This window comes from Bacillus coahuilensis m4-4, assembly GCF_000171615.1.
In the GTDB taxonomy this organism is placed as follows: domain Bacteria; phylum Bacillota; class Bacilli; order Bacillales; family Bacillaceae_K; genus Bacillus_T; species Bacillus_T coahuilensis.
The window spans coordinates 83,864-102,642 of record NZ_ABFU01000013.3 but is presented as its reverse complement, the minus strand read 5'-3'; the positions used below and the strand labels follow the sequence as shown (position 1 = coordinate 102,642).

At 38.1% G+C, this 18,779-nt stretch carries 21 protein-coding genes and 2 pseudogenes; 4 read left to right on the top strand and 19 right to left on the bottom strand.

Going from position 1 to position 18,779, the window contains the following annotated elements; genetic code table 11:
- Positions 1-165 precede the first annotated feature (165 nt).
- The 4 genes from M44_RS19915 to M44_RS19910 all read right to left on the bottom strand — a co-directional run bounded on the left by M44_RS19915 (position 166) and on the right by M44_RS19910 (position 4,743).
- Positions 166-525, bottom strand: a complete 360-nt coding sequence (locus tag M44_RS19915; RefSeq protein ID WP_010170762.1) for a thiol-disulfide oxidoreductase DCC family protein — start codon at positions 523-525, stop codon at positions 166-168.
- Positions 526-1,092: 567 nt separating this feature from the next.
- Positions 1,093-1,761, bottom strand: a complete 669-nt coding sequence (pgmB, locus tag M44_RS03120) for a beta-phosphoglucomutase (protein ID WP_010170761.1) — start codon at positions 1,759-1,761, stop codon at positions 1,093-1,095.
- 12 nt (positions 1,762-1,773) lie between these two features.
- Complete coding sequence (locus M44_RS03115; RefSeq protein WP_010170760.1) at positions 1,774-4,077, bottom strand: glycoside hydrolase family 65 protein; 2,304 nt, start codon at positions 4,075-4,077, stop codon at positions 1,774-1,776.
- Positions 4,078-4,263: 186 nt separating this feature from the next.
- The gene (locus M44_RS19910; protein WP_050770866.1) at positions 4,264-4,743 is read right to left on the bottom strand and encodes an EAL domain-containing protein; all 480 of its coding nucleotides are present in this window, start codon (positions 4,741-4,743) and stop codon (positions 4,264-4,266) included.
- A gap of 126 nt (positions 4,744-4,869) precedes the next feature.
- Between M44_RS19910 and M44_RS03105 the strand changes: the two genes are divergently transcribed.
- Positions 4,870-5,787 carry a zinc dependent phospholipase C family protein gene (locus tag M44_RS03105; RefSeq protein ID WP_010170758.1) on the top strand — a complete coding sequence of 306 codons (918 nt, stop codon included), beginning with the start codon at positions 4,870-4,872 and terminating at the stop codon, positions 5,785-5,787.
- 214 nt (positions 5,788-6,001) lie between these two features.
- Here M44_RS03105 and M44_RS03100 read toward each other — a convergent pair whose 3' ends face one another.
- The 5 genes from M44_RS03100 to M44_RS03085 all read right to left on the bottom strand — a co-directional run bounded on the left by M44_RS03100 (position 6,002) and on the right by M44_RS03085 (position 9,853).
- Positions 6,002-6,244: a YkuS family protein gene (locus tag M44_RS03100; RefSeq protein WP_010170757.1), complete on the bottom strand. Its 243-nt coding sequence runs from the start codon at positions 6,242-6,244 to the stop codon at positions 6,002-6,004.
- Between the two features lie 51 nt (positions 6,245-6,295).
- Positions 6,296-8,047 (bottom strand): ATP-dependent DNA helicase, encoded by a 1,752-nt coding sequence (locus tag M44_RS19905; RefSeq protein WP_050770865.1) that lies wholly within the window; start codon positions 8,045-8,047, stop codon positions 6,296-6,298.
- 79 nt (positions 8,048-8,126) lie between these two features.
- The gene (locus M44_RS24635; RefSeq protein ID WP_050770864.1) at positions 8,127-8,555 is read right to left on the bottom strand and encodes a PD-(D/E)XK nuclease family protein; all 429 of its coding nucleotides are present in this window, start codon (positions 8,553-8,555) and stop codon (positions 8,127-8,129) included.
- A gap of 39 nt (positions 8,556-8,594) precedes the next feature.
- On the bottom strand, positions 8,595-9,551 hold the full coding sequence (locus M44_RS03090) for a sensor histidine kinase (RefSeq protein WP_155814884.1): 957 nt from the start codon (positions 9,549-9,551) through the stop codon (positions 8,595-8,597).
- The gene (locus M44_RS03085) at positions 9,533-9,853 is read right to left on the bottom strand and encodes a LytS/YhcK type 5TM receptor domain-containing protein (protein ID WP_029326704.1); all 321 of its coding nucleotides are present in this window, start codon (positions 9,851-9,853) and stop codon (positions 9,533-9,535) included. The genes M44_RS03090 and M44_RS03085 overlap by 19 nt, the downstream gene beginning before the upstream one ends.
- A gap of 208 nt (positions 9,854-10,061) precedes the next feature.
- Here M44_RS03085 and M44_RS19900 point away from each other — a divergent pair.
- Positions 10,062-11,260 (top strand): annotated as a pseudogene (locus M44_RS19900) (MFS transporter).
- A gap of 3 nt (positions 11,261-11,263) precedes the next feature.
- On the opposite strand, the gene M44_RS03075 reads toward M44_RS19900, so the two are convergent.
- The 8 genes and pseudogenes from M44_RS03075 to M44_RS03050 form a co-directional block, all read right to left on the bottom strand.
- A complete protein-coding gene (locus tag M44_RS03075) occupies positions 11,264-11,899 on the bottom strand; it encodes a uracil-DNA glycosylase (protein WP_010170754.1) in 636 nt (211 codons plus the stop codon).
- 23 nt (positions 11,900-11,922) lie between these two features.
- Positions 11,923-12,099, bottom strand: coding sequence for an EAL domain-containing protein (locus tag M44_RS27740; RefSeq protein ID WP_010170753.1), 177 nt, complete (start codon positions 12,097-12,099; stop codon positions 11,923-11,925).
- Positions 12,100-12,136: 37 nt separating this feature from the next.
- Positions 12,137-12,316, bottom strand: a pseudogene (locus M44_RS29750) (EAL domain-containing protein); the annotation flags it as partial.
- A gap of 25 nt (positions 12,317-12,341) precedes the next feature.
- Positions 12,342-12,644 (bottom strand): EAL domain-containing protein, encoded by a 303-nt coding sequence (locus M44_RS28675; RefSeq protein ID WP_010170750.1) that lies wholly within the window; start codon positions 12,642-12,644, stop codon positions 12,342-12,344.
- Positions 12,645-12,899: 255 nt separating this feature from the next.
- Complete coding sequence (locus M44_RS03065; RefSeq protein ID WP_010170748.1) at positions 12,900-13,487, bottom strand: DNA-3-methyladenine glycosylase; 588 nt, start codon at positions 13,485-13,487, stop codon at positions 12,900-12,902.
- A gap of 15 nt (positions 13,488-13,502) precedes the next feature.
- The gene (locus M44_RS24625; RefSeq protein WP_010170746.1) at positions 13,503-14,165 is read right to left on the bottom strand and encodes a GGDEF domain-containing protein; all 663 of its coding nucleotides are present in this window, start codon (positions 14,163-14,165) and stop codon (positions 13,503-13,505) included.
- Positions 14,166-14,842: 677 nt separating this feature from the next.
- Positions 14,843-15,304, bottom strand: a complete 462-nt coding sequence (locus tag M44_RS03055) for a threonine/serine exporter family protein (RefSeq protein ID WP_010170745.1) — start codon at positions 15,302-15,304, stop codon at positions 14,843-14,845.
- Between the two features lie 21 nt (positions 15,305-15,325).
- Entirely contained in the window at positions 15,326-16,093 is a 768-nt protein-coding gene (locus tag M44_RS03050; RefSeq protein ID WP_010170743.1) for a threonine/serine exporter family protein, read from the bottom strand.
- A gap of 209 nt (positions 16,094-16,302) precedes the next feature.
- On the opposite strand from M44_RS03050, the gene M44_RS03045 reads away from it, so the two are divergent.
- On the top strand, positions 16,303-16,650 hold the full coding sequence (locus tag M44_RS03045; RefSeq protein ID WP_010170742.1) for a hypothetical protein: 348 nt from the start codon (positions 16,303-16,305) through the stop codon (positions 16,648-16,650).
- 66 nt (positions 16,651-16,716) lie between these two features.
- On the top strand, positions 16,717-17,103 hold the full coding sequence (locus M44_RS03040) for an STAS domain-containing protein (protein WP_010170740.1): 387 nt from the start codon (positions 16,717-16,719) through the stop codon (positions 17,101-17,103).
- A 27-nt stretch (positions 17,104-17,130) separates the two neighbouring features.
- Here the strand turns inward: M44_RS03040 and M44_RS03035 are convergent, their stop codons facing one another.
- Positions 17,131-17,985, bottom strand: a complete 855-nt coding sequence (locus M44_RS03035) for a dimethylarginine dimethylaminohydrolase family protein (RefSeq protein WP_010170739.1) — start codon at positions 17,983-17,985, stop codon at positions 17,131-17,133.
- A 15-nt stretch (positions 17,986-18,000) separates the two neighbouring features.
- Positions 18,001-18,735: a YqcI/YcgG family protein gene (locus M44_RS03030; RefSeq protein WP_029326702.1), complete on the bottom strand. Its 735-nt coding sequence runs from the start codon at positions 18,733-18,735 to the stop codon at positions 18,001-18,003.
- Positions 18,736-18,779: the final 44 nt, after the last annotated feature.

The window sequence follows — 18,779 nt, the reverse complement described above, 5'->3', positions numbered from 1 at the left end:
TTTGATTTCTTACTCATCCCCAAACAACCTCTCAACAGTCAAATAGTCTTTTAGACTCATCCTTCACACTCTACTATGTGAGGAGTAATTTTGTATGTATTTTTTGTAAAGTTCTTCTAAAGGATCACTAGCCTAGGAATCGTTTCTTCCATTTTGGGTGAGGGATCATACAACTCTCTTTTTCCCAAACCATGTGTAGCGATTTATTGCCACCCAGTTATACACCTTATCTCTTATAGATCTGGGGACTATAATGAATACTGTCAGAGCTTTCCATGGTGCATTTAAGTTTTTGGCCAACTTTAGGGCTGCTGTAGAACGCGTATATCCACATTCCTTCTCAATATAGACAAAGGTATCTAATTTCTGTAGAGGCTCACTTATATGCTGTTCATATAGTTTCTTTCCTATCTCTGATTGTAAGGAAGCAAAATAGATATCTTCTCTCGTATTATGTTTGAGAACAAACTGTACGACACCATCGCAAAGGTTACACACTCCATCAAATAATATTATTTTATGCATAGGAAATCTTCCTCATGGTATGTGACTTCTATTCATGTATATTGTACCAAATTATAGAAAAATTGGTTTGTGAAAAGGCTAATATGCATTCATAACTATATTTCTATAGAAAAATCCCCTTGCCTAGACTACAAGGGGATTTTTCAGGTGTCTCACTTCACATTAAGTTGTCCGTTTACTGTTAAGACATCTGTCCACATTAAATGAGGGGATAATAAGGACAGTTTAGTTATGCTAAATAGGAAAATGGGTGGTTCATGTTTGTGAAGTGATTCACTAACTAATCTTATGCTTATTGTATGATGGATTACGAAAGACCGCAATAGAGTTCACGAATCTGTAAGATTTTTAAATTCATATCCCGGCTTCCCTGCTTACATAAATAGGGATATCCTCCCACTTATCGCTCATAGGATACCTTTACCTTTTAATCCTTTATTTAATTCGTTACTTTTATATAGTAGATATGGGCAAGATGAAAAATGAAGCTTCTTTACAGACCTGGTTCCCTTTAGGGGAGCCTAAAAAACGGTCCCCATAATAGGACCGTTTTACATGTTTGAGCTATTATTTTTGAAAGGCAGCCATTACTCTTTCATACGTTACTTCATCTGTAGAAGAATAGACAAGATCGGCATGACGGAAGGATTCTTCCGGACCTACCGCAACAGCAAACATCCCTGCTGCCTTAATGGCTTCTACCCCTGCAACCGCATCCTCAACTCCGATGCAAGTGGATGGATCTACACCTAGCTGCTCTGCAGCTGTTAGAAATACCTCAGGATGCGGCTTCCCTTGTTTTACTTCTTTTGCATCGACAATGGTATCGAATAAATCACGTAAATCAAGTGCCTCCATGACCGTAAAAGCATTCTTACTTGCAGAAGCAAGACCAAGCTTATGGCCCTTAGCTTTAATCGTCAGAATCAATTCTTTCATTCCTGGTAAAATGTCACTCGGACTCACCTTCTTGATTAACTCTAAATAATGCTCATTCTTTTTAGCCGCTAACGTTTCTTTTTCTTCAAGGGAAAAGTCATCTTCTCGTCCACCTAATGCTAAGATTTTCTCTAGTGACTCCATTCGAGAAATTCCCTTTAACTCTTCATTATCCTCACGGGTAAATGAAATGTTGACATCATTCGCAAGAGCTTGCCATGCTAGGAAGTGATATTCCGCTGTGTCTGTTATCACTCCATCTAAATCAAATATAAACGCTGAAACTAGTTTTTCCATTTCGTATCCACCTTACTTTCTTAACGGAACAGTAACCGTTCCATTTTCCTCTATTTGGTGAAGTTCATTGTATAAACTTATTGTTAACGAAGGCCCCGTTTGCTGAATCGTAACCTCTTCTTTCGTTACTTCTACTTTTAACGTATGGTTACGATAAACAATATTGAAAGAATAACGATTCCAAGCTGTTGGCATAAATGGAGCGAATGCAAGAGTTTCCTCTGCTGTTCTCATTCCTGCAAACCCTTGAACAATCACAAGCCAGGCACCAGTCATACTCGTGATGTGAAGTCCATCCTCTGTGTCGTTATTGTAATTATCCAAGTCCAAACGAGCTGTACGGTGGTACATTTCGTACGCTTTATCTTCTTTTCCAAGCTCAGCTGCTAAAATGGCATGAATAGAAGGAGAAAGAGAAGATTCATGAACGGTCATCGGCTCATAAAAATCAAAGTTTCTACGCTTTTCTTCTTCAGAGAATTCATGATTTAAGAAGTATAAGCCCTGAAGCACGTCCGCTTGTTTGATGAAACAGCTACGTAGAATGCGATCCCATGACCAGTTTTGATTTAACGGACGATGTTCTTTACCAAGCTCATCGACTGTCATTAAATCTTTATCTAAGAATGTATCGTGTTGGACAAACACCCCAAGCTCCTCATCATACGGAAGATACATTTTTTGAGAAATATCCGCCCACTTACTTAACTCTTCTTCTGTCAGGTGAAGTCCATGTACTCTATTTTCATGACCTTCTGCTTTTACATACTCGACTACACTAAGAGTGTAATCTAACGTCCATTTAGCAATACGATTCGTGTACCAATTGTTGTTTACGTTGTTTTCATATTCATTCGGACCTGTTACTCCGTGCATCATATAGACATCTTTCTTTTTATTGTAATGTACACGGTCTGCCCAGAATCGAGATATGCCAGTTAACACATCAATGCCATATTCGTGTAAATAATCACGGTCTCCTGTGTAATTCACATAGTTATAAACTGCATAGGCAATAGCACCGTTACGGTGAATTTCTTCAAATGTGATTTCCCACTCATTATGACACTCTACCCCGTTAAACGTTACCATTGGGTAAAGCGCTCCAGCTAATCCTTGTTGATTCGCATTATGATAGGCACCATCTAATTGATTATGACGGTAAACGAGAAGGTTGCGTGAAACCTCGCTGTCTGCTGTTGATAAGTAAAGAGGTAACGCATAAGCTTCTGTGTCCCAGTAAGTAGCACCACCATATTTTTCACCCGTAAATCCTTTTGGCCCAATATTTAAACGAGCATCTTCTCCGTAGTAGGTAGAGAATAATTGGAATAAGTTAAAGCGAATCCCTTGTTGAGCTTCATCTTCCCCTTCGATTTCCACATCCGCTATCTCCCAGCGACTTAGCCATCCTTTTTTGTGTTCATCTAAAAGGGTAGCAAATCCCTTTGTTAAGGAACGCTCAACTACTTCCTGTCCTTTTGTTACTAATTCTGCTTCGTTATAATCACGATCTGTTGTTACCGCAACCAATTTGGTTAGACTTACAGTGGATCCTTCTTTTGCCTCAACGACAATTTTATTTTCAACGTATTCTTCTTGCTCAGAAGCAGTCACTGAAGAAATCGATCCGTCTACAATAGATTTCATCGTTGTCGCTACGCTAAACTGCGGAGTACCAAATGGATTTTCCACTGTTCTCATAGTCAAAGAGCCTTCTAACTCGCCAACTGAGCGATTTTTTTCATACCAGAAATCTTCCTCATAGTTGCTATCTTCGTTTCGTACATCTCCGTCTAAATAAGGTACAAATGTCACTTCACCACTATAATTTAGAGGCGTCACCTCATAGTTCATCACTGCAAGCTCTTTTTCTGCAACTGAAAGAAAGCGCACAACCTTAACACTCGTATCTTTTCCATCTTGAGAAACCGTATAGGTTCTCGTTAAAACACCGTGTTGCATATCAAGCTCTCGGTAGTATTCTTTTACATCTGCTGTGTATAGATCTACTTCATTACCATCAATGAAAACTTTAATCCCAATATAATTCGTCGAGTTGATTACTTTTCCAAAGTAATTTGGATAGCCGTTCTTCCACCATCCAACGCGTGTTTTATCCGGGAACCAAACTCCTGCTACATAAGAACCCCTATGAAAATCTCCTGAATACGATTCCTCAAAATTCCCACGCATTCCCATGTGGCCATTCCCTAAACTCACCATACTTTCGGCTAAGCGAAAGTCCTCTTTATGTAGAGATGTTTCGATAATCTTCCAAGCATCTACTTCAAACAAACGTTTCATTTCGTTCATCCTTTCCCTCTCAATACTTTTTCCCTATCCATTACGGTAGCGCTACTCATCTGTAGGTCTTTGTGTGCAACCGTTTTCACACCTTATAAAAAAATAATAGACCACTTCTCCCTCTATTGTAAAGGATTTCATAGAGAATAATTAGTGAAAAATTTTACATGTTTGTGAAAACCATCTCGTATCAACCTACGAGATGGCTTCCACATGTTTGACTAGATTTGGTTTATGAAAATAGTATCCTTGAAAATAGCGAACACCTAATGTCTTAAAAAATGACCATTCCGACTCCGTTTCAATACCTTCCGCGATAATATGTACATTCTGTTGTTTCCAATACTCTATAAGAGCACGCATCATGTGCTGACGGTAAGAATCTACTTCAATATCTTTAACAAGGTCCCGATCAATCTTCACAAAATCCGGTTCAACCATAGCAAGCGTATGCAGTCCGGAGTATCCTTTTCCAATATCATCTACTGCTATTTTCATCCCTTTAGCCCGAAGCTCTTTCATCTTTCGTACCACTTCTAATTTCGAATAACCTGAGAGTCCTTCTCGCTCAGACAACTCCAGTACAATCGTTGCTTCTCCAACATGTAGATTTGGTAAAATCTCTTCCCAGTCTACCACTGTTGGCGGGGTTCCCATTTTTTGCTGGATTATCAACAATAACCTTTAACATAGCTATCTTTTTAAAAAACATACTCTGCTCCTTTTATCAAAAATTAACACTACTCTACCTCTACTTATGCTACATTTTGTAAAAAGGCACTTAAATAGGAGGTCATATTTATGCCAAATGTTTGGACTCATATTGTTTTTGCTGAAAAATTACTACATTCTTTTCCATCCCACTCGTTTGACCCTAAAGCACAAGCCTATTATCGATTTGGCTCACAGGGTCCCGATCCTTTTTTCTATCACAGCTTCTTACCATGGCAAAAATCTTCTGTATCCACCATTGGATTAGCCATCCATTACAACAACTGCGGACCATTTCTTTTAGATATGATCAAAAAAGGAAGATTCATGAAGCACGAAGAAACCAAAGCCTATATCCTTGGCTTTATCACACATCATCTACTCGATAGGCAAACTCACCCCTACATCATATATCGGTCAGGTGAGGAAGGATATAAACATCAATTGTTAGAAACCACAATTGATACCATCATGGTAAAAAGAGAAAGAAATTTGGATACGTGGACATCCCCTGCCTACAAACAAATAGACCTAGGTGCTGAACTACATGAAGAAGTAGAAGAACTGTTAGCTGGACTCATTTCCACCCATCACCCAACGAAAGAATCACTACCTACTCATTATATAAAAGAATCTTATAAAGATATGAAAAAAGCATTCAAGCTGTTTCACGACCCTATGGGATTGAAGAACAAACTACTATTCGGCTACATAACACCCTTTAGCTACAGAGAGAAATTTCCAGAACAAGATTACCTAAATGTAAACAAAACACCGTGGCTTCATCCAACCAACAATCAAGAATCGTCAACAAAATCTTTTATTGAATTGTATGAAGAAGCTCTTGAAGTAGGAAAAGAAGTCTTCAAACGTGTATTCCTTTATTGGGAGACCGAGAATGAAGAACATCTTGAAGAACTAAAAGAGATAATCGGAAACGTCTCGTATGACACAGGTAAAGACGCAAGCATTCGAGAGGAATTAAAATATTTCGAACCGATTGTGTGAGTTTTCTTGTAGGGAGGCTTGGTGCCTCCTTACTATTTAAGACCATTATCCTGTGGCACTACCTAAACCTCTAGCACCCCCATTAAAATCACGATAACTTAGAGCAATTATGAATCGTGTTACTCTACCTCCAGAACCCTGTTCACCTCAAGATCTTCTCCCCTTTCCCCTCCCACAAAAAAAGAAGACTATCCGCTAGTCTTCTTCTCACACCTTATTGTAATCGGTCCTCTACACACTGACATACTTCGTCAGCGGACATTCCTGTTGCTTCGATGACAGGTCCTTGTGTTGCTACGTTTTGAATTCCCATCATATTTGCGTCACCACCTGTGATGACACAGCAGTCACATCCAGTTGCATCCGCCTCTTGTTTTAGGTCGATAACTTGGTGACCTTTTGAACGCAGTGCTTCTGCCACGTTAGTAAGAGATTGTTCTACTCCAATTTTCGCCATGATTCCCACCTCCTCGTCTCACTTATTTTGAGACGAGGGAGGGATTTCTATTCACACCAAACGATACGGTTGCCAAAAAGCAGGAAGGACCTCTTGGTAGAAGGGAGTGAGATAGCGATCATCTATTAACACTAGCGTGCCCTTGTCCTTAGACGTTCGAATGACCCTACCACCCGCTTGAATAACCTTGTGCATTCCGGGATATTGATAGGCGTAGGCGAATCCATTAAACCCTTGAGAGGTCCATTGATTTTTCATGAGATCTCGTTCGTTTGTGAGCATAGGTAGCCCCACACCTACTACTATTACACCAATCAGAGCATCTCCTTCTAAATTTATGCCTTCTGAAAAAACACCACCTAATACAGCAAGACCTAGCTTGGAGTTTTTTTCATTCTCTTTTGCTCTCAATTGAAATTTTTCTAAAAAAAGCTCCTTCTCTCTATCACTCATACCAGGTTGTTGAACTAGCAATTCCACATCTACTAGAACCGAGTGAAGTTCATTCTCTATTAGCTGTAAATAAGAATAGGAAGGAAAGAATAGGAGGTAGTTTCCAGGTCTTTCAGCTAACAGCTGTTTTACAATCATTGTGATAGATGGGACACTTTGTTCCCTTTTATGATAACGAGTGTTGATGGGGGCAATATAAACGTCTAGTTGGTCTTTAGAAAAGGGGGTTGGGATAGAGTAATATAGGCTATCCTCTTCTTTACCAAGCATAGTAGAAAAATAGTCAAAGGGTTCAAAGGTCGCAGAAAATAAGAAAGCACTTTGAAACGTCTTTAGGTTCTTTTGAATCTGTTTAGAAGGCTGAATATTTTTCAGTTTTATTTTACCGGTCTCAGTATCAATTAAGATGATGTAGCGTTCATCAAGTTGTGCACTGATTTTCAAGAAATGCTGAAGAGAGAAATATAAGGTTAGAAGGTGTTCATCCGTCACTGTGTCTTGCACAGATGCTAGAGAATGTTCGATATCTTTTACAAGAGAGGCTATTTGTTCTAATACGCTACTGTTCATTTCCTCTACCTTGTAAAATGTAGAAGAACCCTGCCCCATCCACTCAGACAGTGCTTCTCTTACCTCTGCTACTTTAGATCCTGTAGTATGAAGGCCTTCGTCATAAAATTCCTCCAGTCTGAGGTCTGCTGAATACATCTCCATTCCTCGTTCGACTAGATTATGGGCTTCATCTACGAGTAATACGGTTGATTTTCTTTGATCTTCAGCTAAGCGTTGAAGAGATACGCGTAAGTCAAAAATATAGTGATAATCACAGATGATCACATCGGCTTCATATGCGACATCGAGTGAGAACTCAAAAGGGCACAGAGTGTGTTTTTCACTATATCTTTCAAGAAGGTTTCGTGTGATGACTCGTTCGTTCTCTAAAATATCCATTAGTCCTTCGTTTAATCGATCATAGTATCCTGTAGACCATTCACAGTGTTCCTGATTGCAATAGCTTTTTGTGCGAGGACAGATTTTTTCTTTAGCCGTGATGGTGACCGTTTGCATGTCTAAACCTAGTACGGTCATCGCTTGAAATGTCTTTTCTACTTCACCTTTAGTAGACGTCCTTGCTGTTGTATAAATAAGACGGTCAGATTGTCCTTCTCCTACACTTTTCACCCATGGAAATATGGTAGAAATGGTTTTTCCAGTACCAGTAGGAGCCCCTATATAGCCAATCTTCCCGTACTTAATTCCTTGATACACCGCACCAGCAAGTTCTCTCTGATTCGCTCTGAACTCACTGTACGGGAATGAAAGCTTCTTTGAAGAGGTTACCTTCTCCAACTGGTGGTGTAGTCTTGTTAAGGCAAAAGGTATGTATTCACATAAAGCTATCTCTATATGATGGAAACACTCTTCCTTTTTAAATTGTTTTTTTAAACGTTTTTACCTCGTATGTGTCTAGTTGAATATACGTCAACCACACATCTATATGGGAGAGTTCTTTTTCCTTACATAGCATATATCCATAACAAATCCCTTGTGCCCAGTGGATAAAACGATCTTCTGTTCCTACTACTTGTTTAGTGGATTTAATCTCTTCTATTACCCACCGGTCATCCCGTACCAAAAGGCCATCACAACGCCCTTCTAGAATGACCTCTGTTCCTTCATGCTCGATAACTGTAGAAAGAGGGACCTCCTTTTGGTCCCCCTCTTTGTATTGAGCTTGTCTTATTCGGTGTAATCTAGTTCCTTCATTTGCTGCAATTGAAAGACTAAATCCTTGAGGAATACTACCTGATCGGTAGGCGTATTCAACTAATCGTCTGACCCCAAGCTTTATCTTCATAAGTGTCACCTTCTGTATGGTTTGCTGTTATTTCGTATGTTAGGCTCCGTTAGGTATTCGGACTGTTACCGTTGTTCCTTTTCCAGGTTCACTTGTGTACGATACCTTCCCATTCATAGACTGTACAATTCGTAACGTAACCATCGTACCGATTCCAGTTCCTTTATCCTTTGTGGTGTAAAAGAGCGTACCTATTCGTTCTAACTGCTCTTGTGTCATTCCTTTTCCTTCATCCTTAATGGTGATTTCCACTTCATTCAAAGTAGGCTGGCATCCTATCAGCACTTTCTCTCCTACCGAAGAGGCTTCTATACTATTTTTAATTAAATTCACACACACTTGTTTCAATTTATCCTTATCTGTATATACATATGTTTCCTCACAGGTTTCTATATAAACCTCTACGCCTTCAGCGATTGCCATAGGAGTCATCAGAGAAACTACTTCTTCAATGATGTCTCCGGCATGTAATCTTTCAATTTTATCAAATTGAGGTTTGGCGAAGTTCAAATAATCACTAATAATTCCTTCTGCCTTGCCTATTTCACTAAATATAAGAGAATAATAATCATGGTCCTTTTGACTATTGTTTTTTTCTAATAGCTGAACAAATCCTTTGACTACCGTTAACGGATTTCTTACTTCATGAGCAATAGATGAGGCAAGCTCACCCATCGTATTCATCTTTTCTGCTCTTAGCATTTCTTCTTTCATTTGCTGTCTTTCAATTAATAGCTCATAAAATTTTGCTGCCATACCCGTACCTACTACTACTAATCCTCCAAATAAAAGGATGTCTCTAAGCTGTTCTATGATACTGTCAAATGGCATTTGATTAACAAACATATAACTAAGTAATATGCATAGCATGGTTACAGCTGGCCACGTTCCAATACAAATGGCTGTAATAATACGTTTTCTTGCAGATATCTTCATGAACCGTTTAGAAAATAAAAAGGGAAGAATAGAGGCAACGGTTATGCTAATAAAAACCAAAAAAGTAACGCATCTCCACCATTATAAATTCTTGCTGCAAAAATAAAGAGAACCACAATACCCCCAGATAGTGGTCCCCCGTATAAAGTGGCGAGTACAAGAGGCACGTATCTTAAGTCCCAATACAGTCCTACATTGTAATAAGCGAAAATCATACATGTAAATGCTGCAACCCCTTGTAATACTCCATGTACAATCGGCATCTTTCGAAAGTCTTTTCCTTCGTACACTATACTTAACAAAAAGACTGGAGCCAAAAATATAAGGATATGTAAAAGTAATTTTTCTGTTAACAACGCCATAACCATCTTCTCCGTCTGTTTAGTTTTATCTGATCTAAAAGGAAACACACCTTCATGCAACCATCTTATATTAATTATTTCTACAATAATTGACGAATTCCCCTTCTCACTATAAATTTTACACTATTTACACAATTCTGTAACGGGTGGAATTTTCAAAATTCTACCTGTATGATAGATAGGTATCTTATTTGAAAGAGGGGGAAATATGAGTACTTTAGCTACACCTAATGCTTTATCCTCAAAGGTTACCCAAAACCCAACCTATAAGGTGTTAATCTTTTTAGGGATTTGTCATTTACTTAATGATACGTTACAAGCCATTATCCCTGCGATGTTTCCCATTTTAGAGGCATCATTAGGACTTAATTTCACACAACTTGGTCTCATCGCATTTGTTTTAAACATGGTATCTTCTTGCTTACAGCCCGTTGTCGGAATATATACAGATAAGTCTCCACTTCCTTATTTGCTACCTGTAGGTTTATCCCTAAGTTTAATAGGGGTTTTGGGGTTAGGATTTGCCCCTAGCTTTCTTACCATCCTATTATTTGTTGTACTAATTGGATTTGGCTCTGCCGTCTTTCATCCTGAAGGTTCCAGAGTTGCATATTTAGCAGCAGGAAACAGGCGCGGATTGGCTCAATCTATTTATCAAGTAGGAGGGAACACTGGGCACGCTCTTGCACCTGTTATGACAGCATTTGTGTTAGTACCCTTAGGACAAAAGGCGCATCTTTTTTTTCAATCGCTGCTCTTCTTGCTGTAGTGATTTTATTTTTCATAGCTAAATGGTATAAATCACAACTAGTATATCTCCCCCCAAGGCCGAGTAAAAAGAAAGGCCAAAGCGAATGGAATAAAGAAATCATTTTGGCTCTTGTTCTATTAGTTTTTATCGTATTTGCTAGGTCATGGTATAGTAGCGCGATCTCAAACTTCTATGCTTTCTATGTCATTTCTGAGTACGGAATGACTATAGCTCAATCACAGGCTTATATTTTTGCCTTCCTGATTACAGGGGCTGTCGGAACGTTCTTTGGAGGACCTGTAGCAGATCGCTTCGGCCGTAAGAATGTGATTGCCTATTCTCTACTTCTAACAACTCCAATGGCCATCATTTTACCTTATTTACCACCATTTGCGGCGTTTATCGTCATCGCTTTAATGGGACTCGTTTTGATGTCTAGTTTTTCCGTAATGGTCGTGTACGCCCAAGAATTAATGCCTGGTAAAATTGGTACGATGTCAGGTCTTATTGTTGGATTAGCTTTTGGAATGGGGGCAATTGGTTCCATCGCCCTCGGTGTACTAATTGATACAATCGGTTTAAATGAAACCATGCTTATCGCTTCTTTCTTACCTGCACTTGGTGTGGTTTCTTATTTCCTTCCAAAAGACAAATAATCATTAGCTCAGCATTTCAAGTAAAAGGGCCTTTAAAGTGGTAAGGTCCTTTTTCATCTCTTCTTTTAAAGAAGGTTTGTAAAGAAGTGAAGCGGGGTGATAAAGTGGAAATACTCGATAGGACTTTTGTGAATATTCTAGTTCTTCGTTACCATTCATTCGTAAGATAGGTCCTGTATGAAGCTTCCCATGAATCTTTGACATCATGGCGGTGGAGCCAGATACTCTATTCCATCCAACTCTTCCGAGTGTAATGATCAACCTAGGTTGTATGCGATCTAGTTCATAATCAAGTACCGGTGCATGAGCTAGTACTTCTTCGATCGTAGGGGGACGGTTATATTTCTTACATACCCAAGCACGCTGTAGCTTTTTTTCTTTCCACTGGAAAGGTCTACTTTTCACTGCACTTGTGATATATACATCTTGTCTATCTACTCCAATTTCCTCTAGCATTGCATCAAGAACTTTTCCAGATCTTCCGATAAAAGGAAGTCCTTGTATTGCTTCATTTTCACCAGGAGCCTCCCCAACGATCATGATGTGTTCTTTAAAGGAACCTCCATAAGCAACAAAGCCTTCGCAGGCAAAAGGCTTCATCCTTTCTCTTCCAAGCTGAATGATTTCATCTGGTAGCACAATGCCCCTCCTAATTAAAAAAATTAAGATCCAATGGCTAATTGCGCCGGTTTGCCTAAATAATAGCCTTGGCCAGCATGAATTCCTAATTGTTCGGCTACCTTTAAATCTTCAATTGTTTCTATTCCTTCTAATACAATGAATGTATCTTTTCCAAAATAAGAGTGGAAAAAAGAATAAAAATCGTTGCTTGCGTTCATCTTTTGATAAATTACTTGCGAAAAATCGGTCTAATTTAATGCATTCAGGTTGATATTCAATTGCTTTTTTTAATGAGGATGATCCTTGCCCAAAGTCATCGATTGCAAACTTGACACCATACTCTCGAAGGTTATTCATCGATTCCTTTAACAAGTCATTTTGCCACATTTCTTCTGCACTAGATTCATTAACCTCTAAGTATAAATGCTGAACAATAGTTGGATAACTTTCTACTAAATGCTCAAAAAATTTTTAGAAAATTAGGATGGAGAATGGTCGTTATATAAATATTTAAGAATAGATGCTCTTGCCCATGTCCTATCCTATTAGCAAAGGTTTGAACAGCTTTATGTATGGATACAGAATCTAATTTATACAAAATATTTGCTCTTGTAGCCGTCTGAAATACTTGTTCAGGATTTACTTTAGAAAGATTACGCAGTAACGCCTCATATGCAAAAATAGGTTGCCCTTCTTTCAAGTAATGAAGAGGCTGATATTCATGATAAAGAAAATCTTCTTGGAAAATCTCAAAAATATTCATAGTACTCCTTATGGTTGATTGGATATTTTTTGATAAGGTTTTCATTAAAGAATAAAAAAAACCAACAGTGAAAACGCGTACGTTCTCAATGTGGCCGGTTGCGCTATTAGCTATCCTAAATCAAAGCGCCCAAGTACTAATTTAGGGTCGTAGCATTCCTCATTGCAATTTAACAGTTTAATTATGTTAAGTATACCATAATTTCCTTTTCTAGAATATAAATAGCTTGTAAAAATTTGAATATTCTTGACTTTATCATTTAGAAACGTACGGATTTCCCGATAACCAAAATCTCCATGGATAATGTTTCGCATCACCGGAATTAGGAATACCAATTCGAGGTCCCGTATAGATTTCCTCTTTCCTTACTACTTTTCCCGCTTCTACCATAAGAGGAGGTGAAGTCACCATATTGCCGTAATCATTCATCGTAATACCTAGCGCTTTCGTTAACTTTCCAGGTCCATTCGTAAGCTGAATATCATTTTTACCTTCTCTTCTACTCCGCATTACGCCTTTCCCTTCTAGGGGTTCGACTGCTCGAATTAAAACAGCTTCAGGGGCATCAACTTCCCCACTTACAATATTCACTAAACAATGGGTGTGCATAACATATGTATAAATATGTCCAGCTGAGTGGTACATAATTTCTGTTCGCCTTGTTCTTTTCGATTCAAAGCTATGCGCAGCTTGATCCCATGGTCCAATATACGCCTCAGTCTCCACAATCATTCCAGAGCAACGCCCATCATTTGTTTCTTTTACAAGAATGCAACCTAAAAGGGACTCTGCTAAGGATAATGTTGATTGTTGCTCATAAAAAGCTACTGGTAATATCCCCAATCATCCTCTCTCCTTCTATTTTAAGATAATAAATTTCGAATAGAGATTTTCTTTTTTTCTTTTATGTAAATACATCTGTTTATCGGCTTTTTTAACCAGTTCTTCTAACGTTTCCCCGTCCGTTGTGTATTTCGCTTCTCCAATAGAACATGTTATCCTATTGCTCGGAAGGATCTGTTGTAACTCTTCTTGTATTTTATGTTGCAAACTTGGAAAATTATGTAGAATTGGTTTCGAATTTAATAGTACAAATTCGTCTCCACCCCATCTACTTACGACCGAGTTCGTTTGTTGCATTAAAGTAGTAGCCACTGACTTTAGTACACGATCCCCATATATATGTCCATAATGGTCATTCAATTGTTTAAAGTTGTCAATATCTATCATATATAAATAAAATTCGGTTTCTTTCTTTTTCCATTTAGCAAATTTTTTTGCAAGATAATATTTACTATAGGCACCACTTGTTGAGTCCTTAAAGGAAAGGTATCTGTATTTGTCTACTTGAAACCCTAACACATACGAAAGAACTCCGTATAAAAAAACAATAAATAGTAAGGTAATTTCCTCTACTAGTTCGTTTTCTACATTGTCAATTATCAAGTATTCTCTCATCATGAAAAGTAATAGTAATAGGGTTAGGTATATGACGGTTGTAATTCTAGTTATTTTAAACATAGCTCTCGCCTTCTACAGTTAATATATTGTTACAGTAAACTTTTACCCTAATATTTGATTTTGAAAACGTATAGTTGGAAGATTATTCTGAGCACAAACATTTTACAAGTATTGTAAGGTGTGCTATACTTACTATTGTTCTTCGCCAAATCTAATTCATTTTAGGAGTTGTAACTTATGAAATTATTTTTAGGCGTTCTATATGAATTTCGTAACACTTACTCACACTGGATCGGCTTCGGAGCCGTAAGGATGTTAGAGAGGTAGGGCTAACGTCGTTTAAGATCAAAAATCCATGTGGAATGTAACCGCGGCAGATAATTAATCGGAAATTTTATATGATAAACAATATGAGATATAAGTTACACGAACCTAAGCGAGCCTTTATGGCTCGCTTTTCTTTATACAATCCATATACCTTTAGAGTATGAAAAGAAAACCTCTCTGACTTTTTTTCTTTATTGCGAATGCACCCGTGTACGACTCTTGTTCACCGCTCCACGTCCCGTATTGTTGTGCTCTTCCTATTCGCTCAACTTTTCACATTCCATTTAACCCTTCTTCTCGTGTAACTGAAAGACAATATACCAATCCTCAAAAAAATTTTATTGTTCTATTTCTATGGTGCACTTCGGCACACAGCTAAAAACAAAAAAAGCACCACAATGTAGTGGCGCTCACGTTTTCACCTTACTCCCCTCTGTCAACTTTGATTGCCTGATCATTTGATTGACAACCTCAGAGAACACTAGACCAATGGCAATTGCACCGGAAATCATAAATGCTTTTGCCGCTAGATTGATGGCAGTATTATAATCATTTTCTACAAAATTTCTCATCGCATCGTATGCTAACCCACCAGGTACCAGCGGAATAATTCCCGCAACACTAAATATAATCACGGGTGTCTTATATTTTTTTGCATACATTTGGCTCGTTACAGCAATGACAAAGCTTGCCGTTAACGTGGCAACCACACTATCTACACCGTAGTCCGTCAATACTATGTATACAATCCACCCAAATGCTCCAACACTTCCACACTTGACTAAGCTTTCTTTTGGGGCATTAAAGATCACGCCAAATGCAGCGGAAGCAATAAAACTTGTCACAACCTGCTCAACTATATTCCAAACCATTGTATTCCTCCAAGCACTGCTCTAATTTAATAGAGATAATACGACAGCAATTCCAGCACCAATAGCAAAGGCGGTTAAAAATGCTTCCGCTCCTTTTGATAGCCCTGATACGAGATGTCCAGCCATTAAATCTCTAACTGCATTTGTAATTAATAGCCCTGGTACAAGAGGCATAACCGAACCAATGATAATCTTATCTAGCTCATGTCCAATAGAAAAAATAAAACAAAATAAAAAGGCAATAACTCCAATAATAAAACTAGCAATCGCCTCTGCAAAGAATTTAATCGGTATATGTTTATGGACCCTTACGAAGCTCCAAAAACCTATTCCACCCGCAGCAACAGCTGGTAAAAAGTCTTGCCACATTCCCTGAAACATAATAGTGAAGCAGCCACTTGATACGGCAGCGGCAAGTAATTGAACCGGAAACGAGAACATCCAGTTACCTTCTTGAATCTCTTTTAACTTAGAGGTTGCCTGATCTACAGTTAGTTCCCCTCGACTAATTTCACGTGAGACATTATTCACTAACACCACTTTTTTTAAATCTGTGGTTCGATCCATGATTCGAATGAGTTTTGTCTTTGTTGGTTCGTCCCCTTCAATTGAAAAGATGATACCAGTGGGAGTCACATAGCTATGAGAACGGGAGCGCCCATAAGAAGCAGCAATTCTCATCATGGTATCTTCTACTCTATAAGTTTCTGCCCCACTTTGAAGCATAATCTTCCCTGCAATCAGGCAGACTTCCATAATATCGTATGTATCATATCGTTCTTGGAACATTCTCTTATTCCTTTCTTATCCTACTATCGTTAGTTTATCTAAAGTGAACTAAATTCACAAACTAAACTCTCCGACACGTTCAATTTATTCCTTCTACCATATTATTTGACAGAACTCTTTTCTTTCCTTGAAAATATAGGCATAACCTTATTAGAACGAAGGAGTCTTCTATATGAACGATACTACCCAGGTATTACACGACTTTTTAATTGATCATACTTCAGAGTTCACCGAAAAATGGTTTTCTTTTCAAGAAAAAAAAACAAGGTTCTCATTATTCTGTAGACGCACCAACAGAAATTAAAGAACGCATCAAGCAGCAGAACGGAAAGTATTTACGTCTACTAGCTGACTGTTTAGTACAAGATGACGAAATGATGAAAGCTACCATTTTAAATTGGACACAGCAAACAGGAAAAGAACGAGCAGAATCGAATACAGATTTAACCGAAGTAATGCGGAACAATGCACTATTTAGAAGAACCTTATGGGAAATGGTTGAAACATTTTGCGAGGAAAATCAGTCCTTCGTAACATTGAAAGACGTTTTCTATTAGGGAAAAAAGTTAAATAAATCGTTAGACTATATTATCGAAACCTTTACAGACACCTTTTTAAAAATTATGATTAGAAGGTTAGAATCTCAGGCAAATTTAATCTATGAGCTTACCGCACCAGTCATCACGATAACCAATCAGCTTGGACTTCTCCCTATTATCGGAGAGATTGACACAAACCGAACGAAACATATTTTAGAGTCCACTCTTAAACAAGTAGCAGATCAGCACTTATCAACATTAATAATTGATTTATCTGGTGTAATTATGATTGATACGATGGTAGCCCAGCGATTATTCCAAATGGTTGAAGCACTTGAATTGCTCGGTACGAAAACAGTGATTTCCGGCATTCGCCCTGAAGTTGCCTTAACGAGTGTACAGCTTGGTATAGACTTTACTGATCTTGAAACCTCCGCTAACTTAAGAACACTTATTGCAAAATATATATAAAACAGCAGGGGTTTCTCCCCTGCTGTTTTAGTTATCTCGCATTAGTGGCATTGAGCAGCATCTAAACGAACCACCCGATTTAATTAGCTCTGAAAAATCGACTTCGATTACATGGAATCCCCGATTTCTCATTTCTTCGTTTACTCTTTTATTAATTGGCTGACTAATGACTTTCCTTTCACCAATAGATAATACATTGGTAGCAAGAGTGAACTGTTCTTCATCCGATACTTCAATGAGGTGAAAACGTTCCTGAAGCTCCTCAACCTGCTCTTTCTTAAACGCCGGCTTAAAGATAAGAGCTTCCTTATCTGATAAAATGTTAAATACACAGTCTAGATGAAGATACTTTTTATTAAATGGAAGAGGATGAACATTATTCTTTGGCAGCAACGATTGAAGATAAGCCACTGAAGAACTTGTCGTACGTTCGCTTACTCCCACATAAATATCCTTTCCATCTACTATTACGTCTCCACCCTCAATTTCATTTGTTTGAAGCGACTGATATGAAATGCCACGATTACTTAAAAATGTGATAAGCTCCTTCTCTTCACCCTTTCGAACGTCACAGCCCATATTCGCAACGAAGACCGTTTCTCCAATGGTAAATCCAATATCTCGTGTAAATACCTGTTCATTAAATTTTTTATCTGGACGAATAGATAGAACTTCCACATGATTATTTTTCATAACTTCGATAAATTCATTATGCTGCTTGGATGCTAGTTCGATATCAATGTTTTCTTCTAAGAAATGTTTTTGAGTTTCATTAATGACATCTTTTATTTTCATATGATCAGGTGGACAAACAATTACTTTTCGTAATTTACCATACTCTGTCATAATTGTTTCATCAAATGCTGAATATGCGACTGACATGTCTCCTTACTCCCTTCAACTAGTTCGGTGATGAAATGGACATTTTCCTTCAATTGGTTTAATGTCATCTCCTATAAAATACTGCTTCCATTCTCTGTGATCAGGGTCCCCGTAATGACTTATGTTCGGATGCTTCGGAAGATTATCCCATTTTTCTACTCGTTCACGGACCTTTTCTCTAGACATCACTCCGCCTGGCGATGTCCCTTCTAAGCCTTCAAAAATTCTTCGAGGTTGGAAGCCAAGCACAAGACTATTTCCTAAATCTCTCGTCTTTCTTTGCTTATATGCTGGTGCATTTCCAAACACAAAATAAGGTTCCCCAGCAAATGAGAAAGCCCAAAGATGATGCTCTGGATCTGTTGGATAATCCGCTGGCCAAGACTCTTCGTCTTGATCGTGTAAATACTGAAGAATATTCCAAAAGTATTCTCGATAGTATGGTATATCCTTTTCCTCCGTTTCTGGTTCAATAAACACAAATAAGCCATGACGAATTAACCGTTTATTTTCATCAAATAATTGATTAAATTCTTTTATAGCTCCAGGAAGTGTTGACCAGTCATCCTTTGAAACATAGGAATAGCGTAGCTCTCCTTTTTTTTCAGCAGCCATTCCAAAGTAACAAGGAAATGTCTTATTCGTTACCACTTCTCGAAAGTTAAGATATTCTTTTTTTACCCATTCAGGCACTCTTCCTTCTTTCGTCATATCTTCTTTAGTTAGTAGGTAACTTTTTGTCACTTCCATAAAAACACCTCGTTTAAAAAGTTTTTGTTAGTTCCATACCCTTC

Excerpts from the sequence above, each read along its gene's own strand:
- M44_RS19915 (WP_010170762.1), bottom strand. The coding sequence starts at position 525 with ATGCATAAAATAATATTATTTGATGGAGTGTGTAACCTTTGCGATGGT.
- pgmB (WP_010170761.1), bottom strand. The coding sequence starts at position 1,761 with ATGGAAAAACTAGTTTCAGCGTTTATATTTGATTTAGATGGAGTGATA.
- M44_RS03115 (WP_010170760.1), bottom strand. The coding sequence starts at position 4,077 with ATGAACGAAATGAAACGTTTGTTTGAAGTAGATGCTTGGAAGATTATC.
- M44_RS03105 (WP_010170758.1), top strand. The coding sequence starts at position 4,870 with ATGCCAAATGTTTGGACTCATATTGTTTTTGCTGAAAAATTACTACAT.
- M44_RS03100 (WP_010170757.1), bottom strand. The coding sequence starts at position 6,244 with ATGGCGAAAATTGGAGTAGAACAATCTCTTACTAACGTGGCAGAAGCA.
- M44_RS24635 (WP_050770864.1), bottom strand. The coding sequence starts at position 8,555 with ATGAAGATAAAGCTTGGGGTCAGACGATTAGTTGAATACGCCTACCGA.
- M44_RS03085 (WP_029326704.1), bottom strand. The coding sequence starts at position 9,853 with ATGGCGTTGTTAACAGAAAAATTACTTTTACATATCCTTATATTTTTG.
- M44_RS27740 (WP_010170753.1), bottom strand. The coding sequence starts at position 12,099 with ATGAACGCAAGCAACGATTTTTATTCTTTTTTCCACTCTTATTTTGGA.
- M44_RS28675 (WP_010170750.1), bottom strand. The coding sequence starts at position 12,644 with ATGAATATTTTTGAGATTTTCCAAGAAGATTTTCTTTATCATGAATAT.
- M44_RS24625 (WP_010170746.1), bottom strand. The coding sequence starts at position 14,165 with ATGTTTAAAATAACTAGAATTACAACCGTCATATACCTAACCCTATTA.
- M44_RS03055 (WP_010170745.1), bottom strand. The coding sequence starts at position 15,304 with ATGGTTTGGAATATAGTTGAGCAGGTTGTGACAAGTTTTATTGCTTCC.
- M44_RS03050 (WP_010170743.1), bottom strand. The coding sequence starts at position 16,093 with ATGTTCCAAGAACGATATGATACATACGATATTATGGAAGTCTGCCTG.
- M44_RS03040 (WP_010170740.1), top strand. The coding sequence starts at position 16,717 with ATGATTAGAAGGTTAGAATCTCAGGCAAATTTAATCTATGAGCTTACC.
- M44_RS03035 (WP_010170739.1), bottom strand. The coding sequence starts at position 17,985 with ATGTCAGTCGCATATTCAGCATTTGATGAAACAATTATGACAGAGTAT.
- M44_RS03030 (WP_029326702.1), bottom strand. The coding sequence starts at position 18,735 with ATGGAAGTGACAAAAAGTTACCTACTAACTAAAGAAGATATGACGAAA.